The 17,896-nt window shown below is 27.1% G+C and carries 20 protein-coding genes and 11 pseudogenes; 2 read left to right on the top strand and 29 right to left on the bottom strand.

Going from position 1 to position 17,896, the window contains the following annotated elements; translation table 11 throughout:
• Positions 1-57: 57 nt before the first annotated feature.
• The 3 genes and pseudogenes from mutL to miaB form a co-directional block, all read right to left on the bottom strand.
• Entirely contained in the window at positions 58-417 is a 360-nt protein-coding gene (gene mutL / locus PL321_RS16280; RefSeq protein ID WP_273962693.1) for a DNA mismatch repair endonuclease MutL, read from the bottom strand.
• Positions 418-3,018, bottom strand: a pseudogene (mutS, locus tag PL321_RS16275) (DNA mismatch repair protein MutS).
• A 49-nt stretch (positions 3,019-3,067) separates the two neighbouring features.
• A pseudogene (gene miaB / locus PL321_RS16270) lies at positions 3,068-4,399 on the bottom strand (tRNA (N6-isopentenyl adenosine(37)-C2)-methylthiotransferase MiaB).
• A 140-nt stretch (positions 4,400-4,539) separates the two neighbouring features.
• On the opposite strand from miaB, the gene PL321_RS16265 reads away from it, so the two are divergent.
• Together PL321_RS16265 and PL321_RS16260 are read left to right on the top strand one after the other, a co-directional pair.
• Positions 4,540-4,692, top strand: a complete 153-nt coding sequence (locus tag PL321_RS16265) for a hypothetical protein (RefSeq protein WP_273962692.1) — start codon at positions 4,540-4,542, stop codon at positions 4,690-4,692.
• A 67-nt stretch (positions 4,693-4,759) separates the two neighbouring features.
• Positions 4,760-5,958, top strand: a pseudogene (locus PL321_RS16260) (pyridoxal phosphate-dependent aminotransferase).
• A 97-nt stretch (positions 5,959-6,055) separates the two neighbouring features.
• Here the strand turns inward: PL321_RS16260 and PL321_RS21810 are convergent.
• The 26 genes and pseudogenes from PL321_RS21810 to PL321_RS21795 all read right to left on the bottom strand — a co-directional run bounded on the left by PL321_RS21810 (position 6,056) and on the right by PL321_RS21795 (position 17,862).
• Positions 6,056-6,271 carry a GNAT family N-acetyltransferase gene (locus tag PL321_RS21810; RefSeq protein ID WP_443110822.1) on the bottom strand — a complete coding sequence of 72 codons (216 nt, stop codon included), beginning with the start codon at positions 6,269-6,271 and terminating at the stop codon, positions 6,056-6,058.
• An 8-nt stretch (positions 6,272-6,279) separates the two neighbouring features.
• Complete coding sequence (locus PL321_RS16255; RefSeq protein ID WP_273962690.1) at positions 6,280-6,450, bottom strand: hypothetical protein; 171 nt, start codon at positions 6,448-6,450, stop codon at positions 6,280-6,282.
• 350 nt (positions 6,451-6,800) lie between these two features.
• Complete coding sequence (locus PL321_RS16250) at positions 6,801-6,992, bottom strand: hypothetical protein (RefSeq protein ID WP_273962689.1); 192 nt, start codon at positions 6,990-6,992, stop codon at positions 6,801-6,803.
• A gap of 89 nt (positions 6,993-7,081) precedes the next feature.
• A pseudogene (locus PL321_RS21805) lies at positions 7,082-7,204 on the bottom strand (MerR family transcriptional regulator); the annotation flags it as partial.
• Positions 7,205-7,867: 663 nt separating this feature from the next.
• On the bottom strand, positions 7,868-8,164 hold the full coding sequence (locus tag PL321_RS16245) for a hypothetical protein (protein WP_273962688.1): 297 nt from the start codon (positions 8,162-8,164) through the stop codon (positions 7,868-7,870).
• The gene (gene fliJ / locus PL321_RS16240) at positions 8,139-8,588 is read right to left on the bottom strand and encodes a flagellar export protein FliJ (RefSeq protein WP_273962687.1); all 450 of its coding nucleotides are present in this window, start codon (positions 8,586-8,588) and stop codon (positions 8,139-8,141) included. Before fliJ ends, PL321_RS16245 begins: the two co-directional genes overlap by 26 nt.
• Positions 8,589-8,603: 15 nt before the next feature.
• A pseudogene (gene fliI, locus PL321_RS16235) lies at positions 8,604-9,810 on the bottom strand (flagellar protein export ATPase FliI).
• Positions 9,811-9,909: 99 nt separating this feature from the next.
• Positions 9,910-10,125 (bottom strand): annotated as a pseudogene (locus PL321_RS16230) (FliH/SctL family protein); the annotation flags it as partial.
• Entirely contained in the window at positions 10,113-10,316 is a 204-nt protein-coding gene (locus tag PL321_RS21800; protein ID WP_443110821.1) for a FliH/SctL family protein, read from the bottom strand. The gene PL321_RS21800 and the pseudogene PL321_RS16230, both read right to left, overlap by 13 nt.
• Before the next feature lie 161 nt (positions 10,317-10,477).
• Positions 10,478-10,663 (bottom strand): hypothetical protein, encoded by a 186-nt coding sequence (locus tag PL321_RS16225; RefSeq protein WP_273962686.1) that lies wholly within the window; start codon positions 10,661-10,663, stop codon positions 10,478-10,480.
• A pseudogene (gene fliG, locus PL321_RS16220) lies at positions 10,644-11,656 on the bottom strand (flagellar motor switch protein FliG). Before fliG ends, PL321_RS16225 begins: the two are co-directional and overlap by 20 nt.
• A gap of 5 nt (positions 11,657-11,661) precedes the next feature.
• Entirely contained in the window at positions 11,662-11,937 is a 276-nt protein-coding gene (locus PL321_RS16215) for a hypothetical protein (RefSeq protein ID WP_273962685.1), read from the bottom strand.
• The gene (locus PL321_RS16210) at positions 11,934-12,467 is read right to left on the bottom strand and encodes a flagellar M-ring protein FliF C-terminal domain-containing protein (RefSeq protein ID WP_273962684.1); all 534 of its coding nucleotides are present in this window, start codon (positions 12,465-12,467) and stop codon (positions 11,934-11,936) included. The genes PL321_RS16215 and PL321_RS16210 overlap by 4 nt, the downstream gene beginning before the upstream one ends.
• Positions 12,461-13,051 (bottom strand): annotated as a pseudogene (gene fliF, locus PL321_RS16205) (flagellar basal-body MS-ring/collar protein FliF); the annotation flags it as partial. The gene PL321_RS16210 and the pseudogene fliF, both read right to left, overlap by 7 nt.
• A 187-nt stretch (positions 13,052-13,238) precedes the next feature.
• Positions 13,239-13,469: pseudogene (fliE, locus tag PL321_RS16200) on the bottom strand (flagellar hook-basal body complex protein FliE); the annotation flags it as partial.
• Positions 13,470-13,540: 71 nt separating this feature from the next.
• Positions 13,541-13,975 carry a flagellar basal body rod protein FlgC gene (gene flgC / locus PL321_RS16195; RefSeq protein ID WP_273962683.1) on the bottom strand — a complete coding sequence of 145 codons (435 nt, stop codon included), beginning with the start codon at positions 13,973-13,975 and terminating at the stop codon, positions 13,541-13,543.
• An 11-nt stretch (positions 13,976-13,986) separates the two neighbouring features.
• Positions 13,987-14,313 (bottom strand): flagellar basal body rod protein FlgB, encoded by a 327-nt coding sequence (gene flgB, locus PL321_RS16190; protein WP_443110820.1) that lies wholly within the window; start codon positions 14,311-14,313, stop codon positions 13,987-13,989.
• Between the two features lie 397 nt (positions 14,314-14,710).
• Positions 14,711-14,934: pseudogene (gene fliS, locus PL321_RS20405) on the bottom strand (flagellar export chaperone FliS).
• Positions 14,935-15,429: 495 nt separating this feature from the next.
• Positions 15,430-15,711: a flagellar protein FlaG gene (locus PL321_RS16180; RefSeq protein ID WP_273962682.1), complete on the bottom strand. Its 282-nt coding sequence runs from the start codon at positions 15,709-15,711 to the stop codon at positions 15,430-15,432.
• Positions 15,712-15,833: 122 nt separating this feature from the next.
• The gene (locus PL321_RS16175; RefSeq protein ID WP_273962681.1) at positions 15,834-15,986 is read right to left on the bottom strand and encodes a hypothetical protein; all 153 of its coding nucleotides are present in this window, start codon (positions 15,984-15,986) and stop codon (positions 15,834-15,836) included.
• Positions 15,987-16,039: 53 nt separating this feature from the next.
• Positions 16,040-16,162 carry a hypothetical protein gene (locus PL321_RS16170; protein ID WP_273962680.1) on the bottom strand — a complete coding sequence of 41 codons (123 nt, stop codon included), beginning with the start codon at positions 16,160-16,162 and terminating at the stop codon, positions 16,040-16,042.
• A gap of 5 nt (positions 16,163-16,167) precedes the next feature.
• A pseudogene (locus tag PL321_RS16165) lies at positions 16,168-16,353 on the bottom strand (flagellar filament capping protein FliD); the annotation flags it as partial.
• A 14-nt stretch (positions 16,354-16,367) separates the two neighbouring features.
• A complete protein-coding gene (fliD, locus tag PL321_RS16160; protein ID WP_273962679.1) occupies positions 16,368-16,793 on the bottom strand; it encodes a flagellar filament capping protein FliD in 426 nt (141 codons plus the stop codon).
• Between the two features lie 19 nt (positions 16,794-16,812).
• Positions 16,813-17,094 carry a flagellar filament capping protein FliD gene (fliD, locus tag PL321_RS16155; protein WP_273964635.1) on the bottom strand — a complete coding sequence of 94 codons (282 nt, stop codon included), beginning with the start codon at positions 17,092-17,094 and terminating at the stop codon, positions 16,813-16,815.
• Positions 17,095-17,162: 68 nt separating this feature from the next.
• The gene (locus tag PL321_RS16150; RefSeq protein WP_273962677.1) at positions 17,163-17,711 is read right to left on the bottom strand and encodes a flagellar cap protein FliD N-terminal domain-containing protein; all 549 of its coding nucleotides are present in this window, start codon (positions 17,709-17,711) and stop codon (positions 17,163-17,165) included.
• A 103-nt stretch (positions 17,712-17,814) separates the two neighbouring features.
• The gene (locus PL321_RS21795; RefSeq protein ID WP_443110819.1) at positions 17,815-17,862 is read right to left on the bottom strand and encodes a hypothetical protein; all 48 of its coding nucleotides are present in this window, start codon (positions 17,860-17,862) and stop codon (positions 17,815-17,817) included.
• Positions 17,863-17,896 lie beyond the last annotated feature (34 nt).

The following is a 17,896-nucleotide window of genomic DNA, read 5'->3' as shown; positions in this document are numbered from 1 at the left end:
TGCTACCACAAAACTCTTTAGATATTATGTTACCGTTTTCTAAGTAAGCTTTAACACCTATGTCAGATTTTTTGTTTTTGTTATCAACTCCACTTTAGATATAGATGCAATACTTGCCAGAGCTTCACCTCTAAAACCAAGAGAAGTTATTTTAAATAGGTCCTTTTCATTTTTAATTTTACTTGTAGCGTGTCGCATAAACGCCTTTTCTATATCATCTTCATTTATACCTTTACCATTATCAGATACCCTTATAACGGATATACCTCCATTTTCCACTTCAACAATAATTTCAGTAGCTCCAGCGTCTATTGAATTTTCAACCAACTCTTTTACTATTGAAGCTGGTCTTTCAATTACTTCGCCTGCAGCAATTTTATTTATTAGCTCATTGCTTAGTATATTAATTTCACCCATTTAATCAGCTCCTAATTTTTTTACTCTGTTTACTAAATCAAAAATATAATTAAAGGCCTGCATAGGAGTCATATTTAATATATCCAGTTCTTTAATTTCATTTATAATTTCGTTTTCTTTATAATTAAATAAATTTAGATCTAACTTTTCTGCTGCAACTTCTTTTTCATATTCCTTTTTTTGAATATTTTTGTAAGTTGTTTTATTTATTGTATTTTCTTTAGAACCTTCTAATTGAGATAGGATTTCTTTAGCTTTTAAGATTACTTCATCAGGTAAACCAGCAAGTTTTGCCACTTCAATTCCATAACTTTGGTCCACTTTACCTCGTCTAATTTTGTGAAGAAAAATTACTTTATTGTTGAATTCTTTTACTTCGATTGAATAGTTTTTATACATCTATATTTTTCTTCTAATTCAGTAAGTTCGTGATAATGTGTTGCAAAGAGTGTTTTTGCTTTAATTTTATTTGCTAAATATTCAACTACAGACCAAGCAATACTTAATCCATCAAAGGTACTTGTTCCTCTTCCTACCTCATCTAAAATTAATAAGCTATCAGAAGTTGCATTTTTTAATATATAGGATACTTCACTCATTTCTACCATAAAGGTACTTTTTCCTGATGAAATATCGTCTGATGCACCAATACGGGTAAAAATTTTATCAACAAGAGATATATTTGCATTTTTAGCTGGAACAAAACAACCGATTTGTGCCATTAAACTTATAATTGCTACTTGTCTCATAAAAGTTGATTTTCCTGCCATATTCGGACCAGTTATTATTAAAATCATATTCTCATTTTTATCAATAAAACAATCATTTGGCACAAAGGGTTCATTAATCATTTTTTCTATAACTGGGTGTCTTGCTTCTTTTAAAGATATAATTCCATTATTATTAATAGTTGGCTTAAAATAATTGTTCTCTATTGATACTTTTGCAAAGGATTGAATAGTATCAAGAATAGCTAATAGTTTAGCAACTTTTTGAATTCTATTAGATTGATTAGATATTTTGTTTCTGATATCTACAAAAATCTCGTATTCTAATTTAAGTAAATTATCTTCAGCATTTAATATGGTATTTTCAATATCTTTTAATTCTGGTGTTATAAATCTTTCAGCATTTGCTAAGGTTTGTTTTCTAATATATCTATCTTCTGGTATATTTGATAGATTAGCTTTTGTTACTTCTATATAATAACCAAATACTTTATTAAATCCTACTTTTAACGATTTAATACCAGTAGCTTCTTTTTCTTTTTGTTCTAATTCTGCTATCCAATTTTTACCCTCTGTAGAAGCTTCCCTATACTTATCAACATCTTTATTGAAACCTTTTTTATTATATTTCCGTCTTTAACGCTAACAGGTGGATTATCTTCGATAGATGCATCAATTAAATTATAAATATCCTCTAATATGTCAAAATTATTATATATATCTCTAATTAGTTTTGATTTAAAATGTTGTAGAGTTGTTTTTATATTAGGTAATTCAGATATTGAATTTTTCAATGAAACAAGATCACGAGCATTTGCTGAACCATATACAATTTTTGAAACAAGGCGTTCTATATCATAGATCTTTTTAAAGATTCTCTTAAAACATCTAAATAGTAGATATTATTTATAAATTCTTCTACTGCATCAAGTCTTTTGTTATTTCATTTATATCAGTAAGTGGTGCTTCAATCCATCTTCTAAGATTTCTTGCCCCCATTGATGTTTGAGTTTTATCTAATATCCAGAAAAGAGATCCTTTTTTAGTTTTATTTATAATAGTTTCTGTTAACTCTAAATTTCTCCTAGTATTAGTATCGAGTAACATATAATTGCTTATTTGATATTTAATTATATCATTAATATTACCTAATACTGATTTTTGTGTACTTTTTAGATAGTCAAAAAGTTTTGAACTTGTATGTAATTCCAATTCGTTTAGTATATCTATTTTATTTTTAAAATGATTTTTAAGATTAATGAAATCTGAGTTATCATCAACTACTTCTATTAGGCAATTAAATTTTTCTTTAATTGAATTTATTAATAGATCATTGTTCTTTGTTTCAATAATTAGTATTTCTGATGGTTTATATTTAAATAATTCATCAATTAAGATGTAAGTATTGCTGTTTTCCATCGATGTAACAAAGAAGTCACCTGTTGACACATCACACACTGATATACTAAATCCATTACTTTCTTTTTTATACAAGCAATAAAGTTGTTTTTATCATCTTCCAATAAATTGCCTTCTAATAATGTACCAGGTGTAACAATTTTAACAATTTCTCTTCTAACTATTCCCTTTGCTTCATTAGGATCTTCAACTTGCTCACATATTGCAACTTTATATCCTTTTTCTATTAGTCTTGATATGTAATTTTCAGCAGAATGATAAGGAACTCCACACATTGGTGCTCTTTCTTCTAATCCACAATCACGGCCTGTTAAAGTGAGTTCTAATTCTTTAGATACTATTTTTGCATCTTCAAAAACATTTCATAAAAGTCGCCTAATCGAAAAAATAATATACAATCTTTACAGGATTGTTTAATTTCTAAATACTGTTGCATCATTGGAGTTAATCCCAAAATACATACCTCCTTAAAAAATGGCATATAGCCATAGACTAATATGCCGTTATCTTATTACTTCAATAAATTCTCCAATAAGAATAAAGTTTCTTGGCTCGGTAATTTTTACATTAACAAGTTTGCCGATCAAGTTTGTATCCTGTGATTCAAAATGAACTAATTTTCCAGTTCTTGTTCTTCCAGTTAGCTTAGTTTCGTCAGTTTTACTTACCTCTTCAACAAGAACTTCAACTACTTTATCTTTATATAAAGCATTTTTTCTTCTATTATTTTGTTTACTACCTCAATTAATCTATTGAATCTATCGTGTTTTATATCCTCTGGTACTTGATCTTGGTATTCTGCTGCAGGTGTTCCTTTTCTAATTGAATAAATAAAAGTAAATGCTGAATCATATTGTACCTTTTTAACTAAATCAAGAGTTTCTAAAAAGTCTTCCTCTGTTTCTCCAGGAAAACCAACTATTATATCAGTAGTTATTGCTACATCAGGAATGTGTTTTCTAATTAAATCCACTAATTCTAAGTACTGTTCTTTAGTATATTTTCTATTCATTTTACTTAATATTCTAGTACTTCCTGACTGAACAGGTAAATGAATATGCTCACAAAGTTTATTACATTCTTTAATTGCAAGTATTACATCTTCTGTTAAATCCTTTGGATGAGATGTAGTAAAACGTATTCTCTCTATTCCTTCAATGTCATTAACCATTCTTAAAAGTTTAGCAAAACTCATATCATCAAGGTCTTTTCCATAGGAATTAACATTTTGACCAAGTAAAGTTATTTCTTTATATCCCTTTGAAGCTAAATCTTTTATTTCTTCTATTATGGCTTCTGGTTTTCTACTTCTTTCTCTTCCTCGTGTATAAGGTACTATACAGTAGGTACAGAAATTATTACATCCGTGCATTATAGTTACAAATGCTTTAATATCACTTTTTCTTTCAACAGGAAGACCTTCAATTATTTGACCTTCTTGTTCCCAGACTTCTATTATATTTGTATTACCCTGTTTCACATTATTAATTAATTCAGGAAGCCTATGAATATTATGTGTACCAAATATTATATCAACATAAGGATATTTCTTTTTATTTCTTCAGGCATACCTTTTTGCTGCATCATACATCCACCAATGCATATTATCAGATCAGGATTTTTGATTTTAATGCTTTTAAATGTCCTATATTACCGTATACTTTTAATTCTGCGTTTTCTCTAACAGCACAAGTATTGAAGATAATAACATCAGCATCTTCACGAGTTGTAGCACTACTATATCCTAATTCTTTTAGCATACCTGCTATTTTTTCCGAATCTTCTTCGTTCATTTGGCAACCCCAAGTTTCTATGAGATATTTTTTATTATTCATATGTACCAACCTTCCTTATCAATAATAATATTTTGCAAATATATATTATACTACAAAATTCGATAAAAAACATATAAACATAAATAAATTTAATATAAATAAATTTTATACAATATAGAAATAATAATAAAAAGGGGTGATTGTATGTACAATGCAAAAACAAAGATGATTCTTTAAAGGGGAAAATACCATATACGTTGGAGGATAGAAAATATTTTAATCACGAAACTATTCATAATAGTGGTGTAGGATATTATGCAAATATTCACAGTATAATTATGAGAAAATTATAACAATTGTTTATTTTTGAATATATAATGGTAATATATAAGTGTAAAATATTGTGAGGGGGTAATACTGATGCATTTATCTACAAGAATATTAAATATGCAAGAATCGCCTATTAGAAAATTAGCTTGTTATGCAGAAGAGGCTAAATCAAAAGGAATTAAAGTATATCATCTTAATATTGGACAACCAGACATAAAAACTCCAGATGAGTTTTATGAGGCAATTAAATCATATAATGAACCAGTGCTTAAGTATACATCATCTCAAGGTATAGATAACCTCATTCAAAGTTTTATAAAGTATTATTTGGAATGGGATATAGATTTTGAAAAAGATGAGATAATGATTACAAATGGAGGAAGTGAAGCTATATTATTTGCATTACTTGCAGTTTGTGATGTTGGAGACAATATAATTATACCTGAACCATTTTATACAAATTATAATGGCTTTGCAGAAGTTGCAGGGGTTAATGTTAAACCTTTTTTAACCTATGCAGAAAACGGATTTCATTTACCAGAAAGAAAAGAAATTGAAAAATTAATTGATAATAAAACTAAAGCAATATTATTATCTAATCCAGGAAATCCAACAGGTGTTGTGTATACAGAAGAAGAAATAAGGATGATTGCAGATATTGCAAAAGCAAATAATTTATATATTATCGCAGATGAAGTATACAGAGAATTTGTATATGATAATTTAAAATATACAAGCTTTATGCATATTAAAGAAATATTAGATAGAGTGATACTGATTGATAGTATTTCTAAACGATATAGTGCTTGTGGAGCAAGGATAGGATTAATTGCAAGTAAAAATAAAATGTTAATTAAAAACGTACTTAAGTTGTGTCAATCAAGATTATGTGTTCCTACAATTGAACAAATTGGAGCTGCAAATTTAATAAATACAGATAAAAGCTATTTTGAGGAGGTTAAAAAGAGTATCAAAAAGAAGAGATGTTGTGTTTGAAGGTCTATCAAATATTGAAGGAGTTGTTTGCGAAAAACCTAAAGGAGCCTTTTATGTAATAGCAAAATTGCCAATAGATGATGCAGAACATTTTTCAAAATGGTTATTAACTGATTTTAACTTATTTTAACTTAAATGGTGAGACAGTTATGGTTGCACCTGCAGCAGGATTTTATGCTACAGAGGGACTCGGAAAAAATGAAATTAGAATTTCATATTGTATAAATTGTGATGATCTAAAGAAAGCTATGAATATTATAAATGAAGCTATAAAAGCATATAGAGGGCTTTAGTTCCTCTATATGCTTTTTATTATTATAGTATTATCTTTTTCAACAAAACCAAATTTTTTATATAAATTTATTGCTGAAATATTATTATTATCAACATTCAGATGTAATTTTTGATTTTATTTTTTCCCTTTATATCATTAAGAATATAATTAAGGAATATATATCCAAAACCCATACCTCTAAATTCTTCAATTATACCGAAATTAACTAAATAATAAAGAGATCTATCTTTAATTATTTGACCATAACCTATAGGCATATGGTTTTTATATAATACATAGCAATAGTCTTTTAAAAAATAACTACTACTTATTTCTCTATTTAAGTAGTTTTTATCGATGGGTTTTCTTTTTTATCTGTAGAATTGAATATTGAATTTTGGATGTCAATTCTTAAACTCATATTTTTAGATACATCTATTGTTGCTACAATAATATCGTGGTATTCATATTGTGGTTTTAAATTAAAAAAATTATTTAAAAGTAGTTCCATTGTTTTGTAGTTTTTTGAATTATATATTTATTTGAATTGTTTTCATTATAAATGTTACTATTTACATATTTTATTTCTAAATGAAACTTTTTATTTTTAATTACACTATCTATTATTTCATTAATAGACAGTGTTGTATCTTTAACATAAATGTAGTATTTAGTGTCTATATTAATTCCTTCAATTTTATTATTTAAAATAAAGTATGAACTATTAAAAATGAAATCTAATATAGATAAACCAAATACTTTTTGATTTTCATAAATTCTTTCATTTTATTTTCTTTAATTAATTTAAATAAATTAATGGATTCGATTTGCATTTTGTCACCTATCTTCTAAAAATTTTACTTATAATACCTTTTTTGTTTGTTTTTCGTATTTTAGTTTTTCTTTAAGTTCTATAATCTCATAACACTTTTGTTTTAATTCCATTTTTAATTTCATATTTTCACTAATTAGTATATCACGCTCTTTACTAAATACGTTCTTATCAATTTCTTCTAATTTATTATTAATTGCATTTAATTTTTCTTCAATCAATTTTATTTTGTCTTGACTATTTTCAATTAGATTATTCTCGGTTAATACAAATGTTGAGTCAATTGAAGTTATTGCTGCCTCTTGATTAATTAGTATCTTTTTATTTGGCCATTAGTTAATCCTTTTTCTTGCAGGTTTTTTATTTGCAGCAATAAGTTTAAGTCATTTTGAGTAAATATTCTTCTACCCTTCGAGTCTCTCTGAATATTTAGCTCAAATTCTTTTCATAATAGCGTATAACAGAATCTTTATATCCTGTTAGTTGACATACCTCTTTAAATGTATAATAATTTTTTGTTCTTCCATAATACCACCTCTATTATTTTATTCTTCTAATTCATCAAGTGTAGTTAATTGTTTTATAGAGAAACTATGCTGTGTTTTAAAAGTATATCTTGGTATAATTGTTTCGATATTTTGTTTTAAGGGGTCAATTTCCTCGTTTTTAATTATATTATTAATTAATTGTTTGACTTTATTTATATTTATAAATCTATTATCTATTTGTTCTATAGTTTCTATATTAAATTGTTGAATTTTAAAATTATCTATTGATTGATTTTTAAAATCTTTTAATTGCTTTTCAGGATATACAAATTCTACATTAGTATTATTAACATTATTTAAATTATATTGATTGTTTGAATTATTTTCGTTTAATTTGTTTTCTTCTTGAACAGTAAAATTTTGAAAATTGTATGTCTGATGCTGAACAAAGCTTAATATTTGAGATAACTTAAATTCTAATTCAGAATAATTTATATTAGTTTTTAATTCCTCATTATCTTCACATAAAACTAATTTATATTTATCTAGTTTATTTATTATTTCACTAGTTGAAGAGCTTCCAGTAAGTATTGAATATATTTCGTCAACTAATTTTTGATTTTTACATAGTCAATTTTTTTATGGTTTATTTGGTTTTGATTAATTTCTATTTGGCTACCATTTAAAAAATTATTCTTATCTAATAAATTAAATAGTTTTTTTAGTTTATCTGAGAATGAATCATCAGAATTGTTAGTATCATTATTAAGTTCTACATTATTACAGAAACTAATAAAAATATCACTGAAACTTTCTGTTTCGTTTCCATTTAAGCTTAAACTATCAATAGTAGTTATACTTGGGGTAGTGAATTGTTGTTTATCTATCTTCATATAATTCCCCATTCTTTTTAAAGTAATTTATTATTGCCATTTCATCTATAACCTTATTTTCACTTTTACGTATCTCAAATAAAAATTCATCATAAGATTTTTCTTTAAGATTCTCTAAAACCTTTCTTTCTTTAGTAGCATTCATTAATTGTTCTTTTATGTTTTCAAGTTCTTGTTCGAGGATATTTAATTTATTTTGTTCTTCAATTAATTTACTTTCCAATAAGTTAATATAGCTTATATAATTTTTTAAATCATAACTATAGCAAGAATTAAAAGTATTATTTTTACTAAATGTAATTTTATCTTTAATGATTTGTATTTGTTCCTTTTTTGCTTTAATTTTATTTAAACATTCAGACATTTGAACTTTTAGCGAATCTTCGGCTTTAATTTTTAAATCCAGTAGCTTTTCTAACCTAAATTTATAGTTCATAACAATGACCACCTATTAATTTATTGAAGTTAACATTTGTAATATTTTATCAAATGTATAGTGTTCATTCATCTTTTGTTTCAAAAATTTATTTATTTTTTCATTTAAAGCTATAGCTTTATCGATTTTACCGTTACTACCCTTTTGATATGCACCGACATTTATTAAATCTTCAGACTCTTTATAAATAGCCAGTAGGTCCCTAAGTTCACCAGCCTTTAAATAGTGATTTTCATCTGTTATTTGAGGCATTAGTCTTGATATACTTGATAATACATCAATTGCTGGAAAATGATTCATAGAAGCTAATTTTCTTGATAAAACTATATGTCCATCTAATATACCTCTAACAGCGTCTGCAATTGGTTCATTAAAGTCATCGCCATCAACTAAGACTGTATAAAAGGCTGTAATTGAACCTTTATTTGAATTTCCTGAACGTTCTAATAATCTTGGTAACATTGCAAATACAGAAGGTGTATAGCCTTTTGTAGTAGGGGTTCACCTATAGTCAAACCCACTTCACGCTGTGCCATAGCAAAACGAGTAACAGAATCCATCATCAGCATAACATTTAGTCCTTGATCTCTGAAATATTCAGCTATTGCTGTTGCTGTAAATGCCCCCTTTAATCTTAGTAAAGGAGGTTGATCTGAGGTTGCAACAACAATTACTGATTTTTTAACCCTTCTTCTCCAAGATCCTTCTCAATAAATTCCTTAACTTCTCTACCACGTTCACCTATTAGACCAATAACATTAACATCAGCTTCACTATATTTAGCAATCATACCCAAAAGAGTACTCTTACCAACACCTGAACCAGCAAAAATACCAATTCTTTGTCCTATACCGCAGGTTAAAAAACCATCAATAGCTTTGACTCCAGTTGGTATAATATCAGTAATTCTTTTTCTTTGTAAAGGATTTGGAGGATCAGAGTCCAAATTATACATTGCTTCGCATTTTATATTTGAACCATCGAGAGGTCTTCCTAATCCATCAAGTATTTTACCAAGCAATTCCTTTCCAACTGGTACCTTTAATTGGTTACCAGTTGGAAAGACTAAGGATCCTGTAGAAACACCTGTAAGATCTCCTAAAGGCATTAATAAAATACCATTATCGGTAAAACCAACAACTTCAGCCTGCAATTCTCTACCAGTTGGTAATTTTATAGCACATAACTCACCTACAAAGGCATTAATTCCTTCAACTTCAATCGTAAGTCCTACTACTTTTTTACTTTACCAATATATTTTATTGTTTCAATACCTTTAATTTTTGTGATAGTTTATAATAGTCTATTTGAAACATAGATATCATTCCTTTAGCATTTTATTTGCTATAGTTTTTAATTGTGTATTGATAGTTGCATCAATAATACCACTATTTGTTTCAATATAAATATCACCATTTTCTAATTCAGTATCTGCTAATATCATCAGAGAACTATTAGAATCAATAAATTGTTCAAGCTCTTGCTGTCTTGATTTTAAAGTTTTGTAATCATTTGGAGAAGTCTTTAATATAATATTATTTTTTGTTTTACGTTTGAAAGTACTTTTTGTGCACTATTAATAATAGCTTCACGGTTTATTGATAATTCCGTTTTTATTATTTCTCTTGCGATTTCTAAAGCTAAATTAATAATATCATCCTTTGCTTTTTCAATATAACTATTAACTTCGTTATAGACATTATTTGTATAATTATTAGCTTCTTCGATAATTTTGTTAGTTTCCTTTTTGCTTCTAAAATAGCATTATTATAACCGTCATTGTAACCTTTATTAAAACCTTCATCATATCCTATTTTTTTGCATCTTCTAATATTTTTTCTGAATCTTTCTTTGCGTTTTCTATTATTTCTAAAGCACTTTTATTAGCATCACTTATAATTTTTTTGCTTCAAATATAGCTTGTTTTTTATATTTTCAACTATTTCATCAATTTTTATTTCGTCATTATTTTTAATAACTGCTGTATCAATAAACTTATCTATCGAAGGTGGTGGCAAAACTACCTTATCGTTTATAGCTGTTCTTTTTATAACATTATACGATAATTGCATCATCACCACCCCTTGACATAACAATTTCTCCTGCTTCATCTAACCTACGTATAATAGAAACAATTTGTTGCTGTGCCTTTTCCACATCTATCAGTCTAACAGGTCCCATAAACTCTAAATCTTCCTTTAATGTTTGAGCAGCACGTTTAGACATATTACTATAAATAATATTAGAAACATCTTCAGAGCATCCTTTAAGAGCAAGTGCAAGTACCTTCATATCAACTTCTCTTAATATTCTTTGTATAGATGCATTATCAAGTGTAATAATATCTTCAAATACAAACATACTATCTCTAATTTTTTCTGCAAGTTCTGGTTGATATCTATCTAGTTCTTCTATAATTGATTTTTCAGTACTTCTATCAACATTGTTTAATATATCAACCAACGTTTGAACACCACCAATGGTTGCATAATCTGAACGTACAACATTTGAAAGCTTTTTTCAAGTATATCTTCAACTTCTTCTATGACTAAAGGAGAAGTATTGCTCATTGTTGCTATTCTTTTAGCAACATCAGTTTGAAGTTCCTCAGGAAGCCCAGATAAAAGTTGTGCTGCCTTTTCAGGTTGTAAATAACATAATATTAATGCTATAGTTTGTGGATGTTCATTTATTATTACATTTAATAGCTGTTGTGCATCAGCTTTTCGTGCAATTGAAAAAGGTCTATATTGTTGAGTTATTTCTGAAACCTTTTCAATAATTTCCATTGCCTTTTGTGGGCCTAATGCTTTACTTAACAGATTTTTAGCATAATCAAACCCACCTTCTATAATATAGTCCTTTGCCTTGTTTAAATTCACAAATTCTTGCAATACTTCTTCGCGTAATTCTTTTTTATTTTTTGCATATTTGCTATTTCAAAAGTAATTTTTGTATATCATTTTCTGGTAATTTTTTTAATATTGGAGCTGAAGCATCAGGACCTAAAGTGATAAACAGTATGGCGGCTTTTGAACTCCCGTAAGTTTATCCTTGTCTTTTGCCATAATTATCACCTCTCATCCTCTGCTAACCAAGTCTTAACAAGTTCAACTACCTGTTCAGGTTTTGTAGAAGCATAGTTCTTTATTTCTTTTTCTAAATTCATTTCTTGTTCATTATCTTCAAGAACAGGTTCATAAGCTATTGGTTGTTTTTGTATTACATCACCAATTAACATATCAATTTGATTTGTTTCAATTTGTTCTGTATTTTTCTTATTTTTCTTTCTATAAATTAGTGCTATAGCCAGTAAAACTATAAGCCCTGCTACTGCTTCTCCAATCATAATATAAGTTCTTTTCTTTTAGCCAGTTCTTCCTGTTTTTTCATTTCTTCTAAATCTGCCTGAGCTTTCTTTTTATAATCATCATTAAAGGCTAATGCTTCAATATTTATTACATCTCCTCTTTCTTCAGATAAACCTGTTGCTGCTGAAACAATATTCCTTATTGATTGTTTCTCAAGTTCATCTAAATTTCCGTCTATTACAACTGACACAGTCAATCTTTTTATTTCTCCTGGGGCTTTTATAATTTTTTCCTCAGTTTGTCCAATTTCATAGTTAGTTATTTCTTCTTCTCTATTAGAAGTTGATGACTGATTATTATTTTGTATTGTATTAGACATATTATTGTCAATAGGACTTCCACCCGAACCTTGTGAGTTAGAATCATTTGTGTTTTCTTTTATTTTATGTTGACTACGGATTATAGAATCCTTGTCATATTTTATAGTTGAGATTTGTCTTGAATCGAAATCTAAATCAGCATTTATTTTCACAGTTACCTTATCTTTCCCAAAAACTTTTTCTAACATATTTTTAACATCATTTTGAAGATTTTTTCAAATTGATTTTTAAATTCTTGCTGTTTTGTAGAAGTTAATACACCATTTTGTTCGTTTTCAAATATATTTTCGCTAAGAAGATTCATATTACTATCTATAATTTCAACATTTTCCTTAGGTAAGTTTTTAACACTTGCTGATATAAGAGATATAATTGCTTTAACTTGTTCAGTACTTAATTTACTATTACCTTTAAGTTTTAATGTAACAGAAGCTCTTGCCTTTTCTTCATCACGTGTAAAAACTGAATCTTCAGGTAAAACTAAGTGTACTCGTGCTTTCTCAACTTCGTCAAAGCCTTGGATAGTCCTTGCAAGTTCACCTTCTAAGGCCCTTTGATACATTATTTTAGCCTCTGTATCAGTAACACCAAATTTATTTTGATCAAAAAGTTCAAAACCCTTTAAATTTGAAGGCAAATTGGTGTCTGAAAATATTGAAAGTCTTAGTTCTTCAACCTTGTCCTTTGGAACTAAAATAGAATTACCTTCAATTTTATATTGAATTTTGTCTGTTTTTAATTTTTCGATTACCTTAGATGAATCCTGAGGTTCTAAATTTGAAAAAGAACATCATATTCTACTCTGTTTGAATATATTGCATAAGTTATAATTGAAAGTACTAAACCGGATAGAATAACAATAATTGAGACTTTTTAGATTTTGATAAGTTCTTCCATTTATCACCTACACTTTTAAAAAATTAAGAAATTTGTTCATCATTAGCACTCCTTTATGTTAACTATACCTGCATTCTATTTAATTCCTGATAAGCTTCTACAAGTTTATTTCTTATTTGAACTGCTAATTCTAATGATAGTCTTGCCTCTTCAACTGTTAGCATAACTTCATGTATATCCTTTGCTTCACCCTTTATTAGTTCAATTGTTTTGTTTTCAGCTTCTATTTGTTTATCATTGAGCTTGTCTAATTTTTCCTTAATTAAATTAGAAAAATCAATATTGTTATTTTTTCGATTGAAGGTTTTGTAATAAAATTATTATCAATTAAAAAATTAACCTTATCTATTGGCAATTAAATCACCTACTTTCCAATTTCTAATGCCTTTAAGGCCATTTGCTTTTGTGAGTTTAACGCTGTTACATTTGCTTCAAAGGCACGCGTTGCAGTTATAAGATCAACCATCTCATTTAAAATATTTACATTAGGCATCAAAACATATCCATCATTGTCAGCATCTGGATGGTTAGGATTATATACCTTTTTAAAAGGTGAATTATCTTCAATTATTTTATCAACTTTAACACCATTAAATTTTAATTCAGATTTATTTGATATGTTGTTTATTTGTCTATCAAGATTTTCTTTAAAGGTAACTATTTTTCTTTTATAAGGCCCACCATTTTCAGTTCTTGTTGTTTCTATGTTTGCTATATTATTAGATATTATATCCATTCTTAGTCTTTCAGCGGCAAGGCCACTAGCACTTATTCTCATACCTGCGAAAATACTGTTCATATTATCACCCCTTATTTACCATTTATAACAGCTCTTCTCATAGCAATTCTTGAGTTAGCTTGACTAACTAAAGCATTATATAGTATTTGATTTGCAGCTAAATTGGCCATTTCAAGGTCAATATCTACATTATTTCCATCTAATCTTAATGATTTTGATTTATCTTGTAAAGTCTGTGGGTTTATGTTTTGCATTGAATTACCATCATTAATATGATTTTTGTTTGTAGTCTTCAATGAAATAGATGAATTATCCATTATATTTTTTAATTTTTCTTCAAATATGACTCTTTTTGATTTATAACCTGGTGTATTTAAATTTGCAATATTATTAGATATTGCTCTACCTCTTTCACTTGTTGCATCTAATCCTTTTTTATTAAAAAATATGACAAATTATCTATATTTTTTATCATAAATACACTCCTTTTGAGTAATTACACTTCTATATAACAATTTATTACATATTGTATCATAAGTCAACATAAATTACGTTAATTTTAAAAAATATAAGTATAAAATATATTTAAATAAAATTAAAATTACAATTAAATATATCTGATTACATTTTATAATAAACTTTAGCATTTGAAAAGCAAAAATACAACAAAAATAGGCTCTATTTTACATTAGAGCCTATAAATTTACATTATATAATTATTTTTTTATTTTTTATATGCTTCTTCAAAGGCATCCTTTAATTCCTCTGCAAATTCTAATACTTCTTTTGCAATGTTTATATCTTTTTAATGTTTGCTTCAACAAGTCTTCTATACATATAGTCATATAAAGACATTAAACTTTTAGAAAGCTCTCCGCCTATTTCCATATTTAGTGTTGCCATAAATTCAAGAATTATATTTTGTGCCTTAATCAAATTAGTATGGGCTTTTGGTAGTCCTTATCTTCAAGAGAAGTGATTGCTTGTTTTATAAATCTAACAAGTCCTTCATATAGCATCAATAGTAATTTTTCCTTAGAAGCAGTGAAAACACTGTTTTGTTGATATGCATTTAAAGCACTATTATTATACATAAAACTACCCCTCAAGTCTATTAAATTACCTGTATAGTCCTGTATAGATTTCAATAGAAGTTCTATATCATCAACATAACTTTCTATAAGAATTTTATCATATTTGTTTAATATTTTTAATTTTACTTTTTCCTTCACAACTTTTCCTTCAACCTTAAGATTATATTTACATAAAATTTTTGCAAATTCCTCTATAGCTCGATTTTGTTTGTTTAAGTCAAATTGATTATTGTTATTATTTTTATTTGATTGTGCTTCTGTAGTATGATGTACAATTCGATCAATAATTTTGGTTTCTATTTGTCTTATAGTATTTAGGTCTATTTTATCAAGTGTAACAGGATTTATAGGCATAAGGGTCACCCCTAACGTTTTTCATCAACAATAATGCCTGCAATTTCACACATCTTAGCGACCATATCAATTATTTTTTGGTGGTATTTCTTTTATTACTTCTCCTGTTTCATCATTTACAATTTTGATCATTACATCTTTTGTTTTATCATGTATTTCAAATTTTAAGTGTGTGCTTTCATTAAATACTTTATTTGCTTTGTCTACAGCCTTTTCAATCTCTTTTATATTAATTTGTTGTTTATCCAAATTTTTATTTTCAATAGGAGATAAAGAATTTCTTTTATCTAATGTTTGATTTATTTTTACTTGTTCATTAATATTGTTAATGAGCTTGACACTATCCATAAAATCCCCATCCTTTGTTTACTTAATCTAATATAAATATCGTAATAATTATTTGTAACTTTATAGATTAAATAGACAAAATGTTATATTTTAAATAAAAATGGAGGATAGTCCTCCATATATTAAAGTTTTTTATAGACAAATATTGAATCTACTGGTTCTGTATTAGTATACTTTGCATTTATTTTTCTTTGTTCCTTTACTTGTCTTAAATTATTTTTTATTTTTTCTTGTTTTTGATTTAAAAGCTCCTTTATACTATTTTCTAATTCCATTATATTTAATTGTTGAACTATTTCTGTTAAATTGCTCTTATCATCAATTTTATCTATTTTTTAATTATGATGTCTCTGTTTTCTAATAGTTTATTAAGTAAATCAAAATCTTCGTTTTCTATAGATTTTATGATATTTTCTGTTATATCTTTGTATTCGACAAATAGGTCATACATATTTATCATTTAAACATCGCTCCTAATTGAGAAGATAGCCAGGTTGCTTGGTCATTATATTTTTGCATTGCTTTTTCTAATTTAGCAAATTGTTGATAATATTTGTTTTCTTTATCAAACAATTTTTTATTTAAATCATCTATGAGTCGGTCTTTTTGTTGTAGCTCTTTATATAACATATTATTAAATTCACTAAAGTCTCCCTTTAAACCTGCTTTTTCAAGTAGTGCTCCTTTTTACCTGAAGAATTTCTAGTTGTTCTTATATTGTCTTCTAAAATATCCCTTATCCTTTGGAATACACCTATTTCACTATTTCTATCACTTCGTCCTATATATGTTTTATTTGGGTCGTATGCAATTGAAGATGTTTTAGTTAATAAATTTAACACATCATCTGGTCTATTTTCCAATGCATTTTTTAATTTAGATTCATCAATGATTATCTTTCCTTTTTGAGTATAATCACTAGATGTTGAAAGACCTATCTCTTGAAGAGATATTCCTGCATCCTTTAAAGGTTCAAAGAAAGCTTGTCTCATATTGTACACTAAATTTTGCAATGTACTATCTCCCTTTAAAAGCCCTTCTTTAGCCTTCTCTTCCCATTTCTTTATTTCATCTTCCTTCATTTCCTTTTTTGTTCATCTGTTAAAGGCTTATATGAATATGCTCTTTTTCTGAAATCTTTTTGTTTATTTTATCCACTAACTCATTGTATTTTTCAACAAATTCCTTTATCTTATCTATAGCAGGTTTAGAATCTACTCCTACTGAAAATTTTATACTTTCTGTTGTTGATTCGTTTAAAGTAAATGTCAAACCATCAATTGTAAAGGTGTTATTGGATTTTGTTACCATAGTATAATCTGAAGCTCCAGGTATCTTAATTTCAAAACTTGCGTCTGAACCACTTGTACTTCCATCATTAATACCAAGTATACTTGCTGCACCTAATATTGTTATATTTGTACTACTTCCTGTGGTTACTGTTTCTATTGTTATTTTTTTGTAATTTCACTGTAATATGCCTTTAACTGTCCATTTGATTTAGTATTAATTGAATCTATAATATCTTTATATGTGGTGTCTGTATTATAATCTATAGTTATTGGATTGCTCAATCCGTTATATTCAATGCTAAAAGAACCATTTTGATTTATCTTATTATTTATATCAGTTATTTCACTTGATATAACTTTAGCAGTCTGTGCCAAAGTTGTATTTTTAATCTCATACTGCCCAGCCCTTGCACTTGCTGTTGCTGTTATCTTCAAAGCAACAGTAGATGATGACATATTAACGCTGTAAGGTGATAGACTGTTTTGAGATAATATATATTTTTCAGGGCTTAATACATCAAAGTATGTCTTTTTAAATGTATTTAAGTCTCCTATTATTTCTCTATATAAATCCTGTCTCCACTGTATTAATTGTCTGTCCTGCTTAATTTTATCTACCTTTGTTCTTTCTGCCTGCATAAGCTGTTTAACCATATTATCAACATCAAGACCTGTTGCAAGACCTGTAATACGTAGGGTACTTGGCATATTTACCCCTCCCTTTTGATTTTATTTAAGAATCCTTCTATATTTTCTATTGAAATCTTGTTCTGTTCCTTTAATTCATCTATTAACTCTGATCTAATTACTTTTATTTTTTAGGTGCTTCAATTCCTACCTTTACACTACCTTGAGAAATTTCTAAAATTGTAATTTCAATATCTTCCCTATTT

Origin of the sequence: Caloramator sp. mosi_1 (assembly GCF_028622835.1) — a bacterium.
Taxonomy (GTDB): Bacteria; Bacillota; Clostridia; order Clostridiales; family Caloramatoraceae; genus Thermobrachium.
This window is presented reverse-complemented; position numbering and strand designations above follow the sequence as displayed.

Bases quoted from the DNA above. Each gene is read 5' to 3' on its own strand.
- PL321_RS16255 (WP_273962690.1), bottom strand. From the start codon at position 6,450: ATGGAACTACTTTTAAATAATTTTTTTAATTTAAAACCACAATATGAA.
- PL321_RS16215 (WP_273962685.1), bottom strand. From the start codon at position 11,937: ATGATTGGAGAAGCAGTAGCAGGGCTTATAGTTTTACTGGCTATAGCA.
- PL321_RS16175 (WP_273962681.1), bottom strand. From the start codon at position 15,986: ATGGAATTAGAAAATAGTATAAAGGAGCTTTTAAATCAAAAACAAGAA.
- PL321_RS16150 (WP_273962677.1), bottom strand. From the start codon at position 17,711: ATGCCAAGTACCCTACGTATTACAGGTCTTGCAACAGGTCTTGATGTT.
- mutL (WP_273962693.1), bottom strand. From the start codon at position 417: ATGGGTGAAATTAATATACTAAGCAATGAGCTAATAAATAAAATTGCT.
- fliD (WP_273962679.1), bottom strand. From the start codon at position 16,793: ATGAAGGAAGATGAAATAAAGAAATGGGAAGAGAAGGCTAAAGAAGGG.
- PL321_RS16170 (WP_273962680.1), bottom strand. From the start codon at position 16,162: ATGTATGACCTATTTGTCGAATACAAAGATATAACAGAAAATATCATA.
- PL321_RS16245 (WP_273962688.1), bottom strand. From the start codon at position 8,164: ATGGGGAATTATATGAAGATAGATAAACAACAATTCACTACCCCAAGT.
- PL321_RS16210 (WP_273962684.1), bottom strand. From the start codon at position 12,467: ATGTTAGAAAAAGTTTTTGGGAAAGATAAGGTAACTGTGAAAATAAAT.
- fliJ (WP_273962687.1), bottom strand. From the start codon at position 8,588: ATGAACTATAAATTTAGGTTAGAAAAGCTACTGGATTTAAAAATTAAA.
- flgC (WP_273962683.1), bottom strand. From the start codon at position 13,975: ATGAACAGTATTTTCGCAGGTATGAGAATAAGTGCTAGTGGCCTTGCC.
- PL321_RS16180 (WP_273962682.1), bottom strand. From the start codon at position 15,711: ATGGATAGTGTCAAGCTCATTAACAATATTAATGAACAAGTAAAAATA.
- PL321_RS16225 (WP_273962686.1), bottom strand. From the start codon at position 10,663: ATGATGCAATTATCGTATAATGTTATAAAAAGAACAGCTATAAACGAT.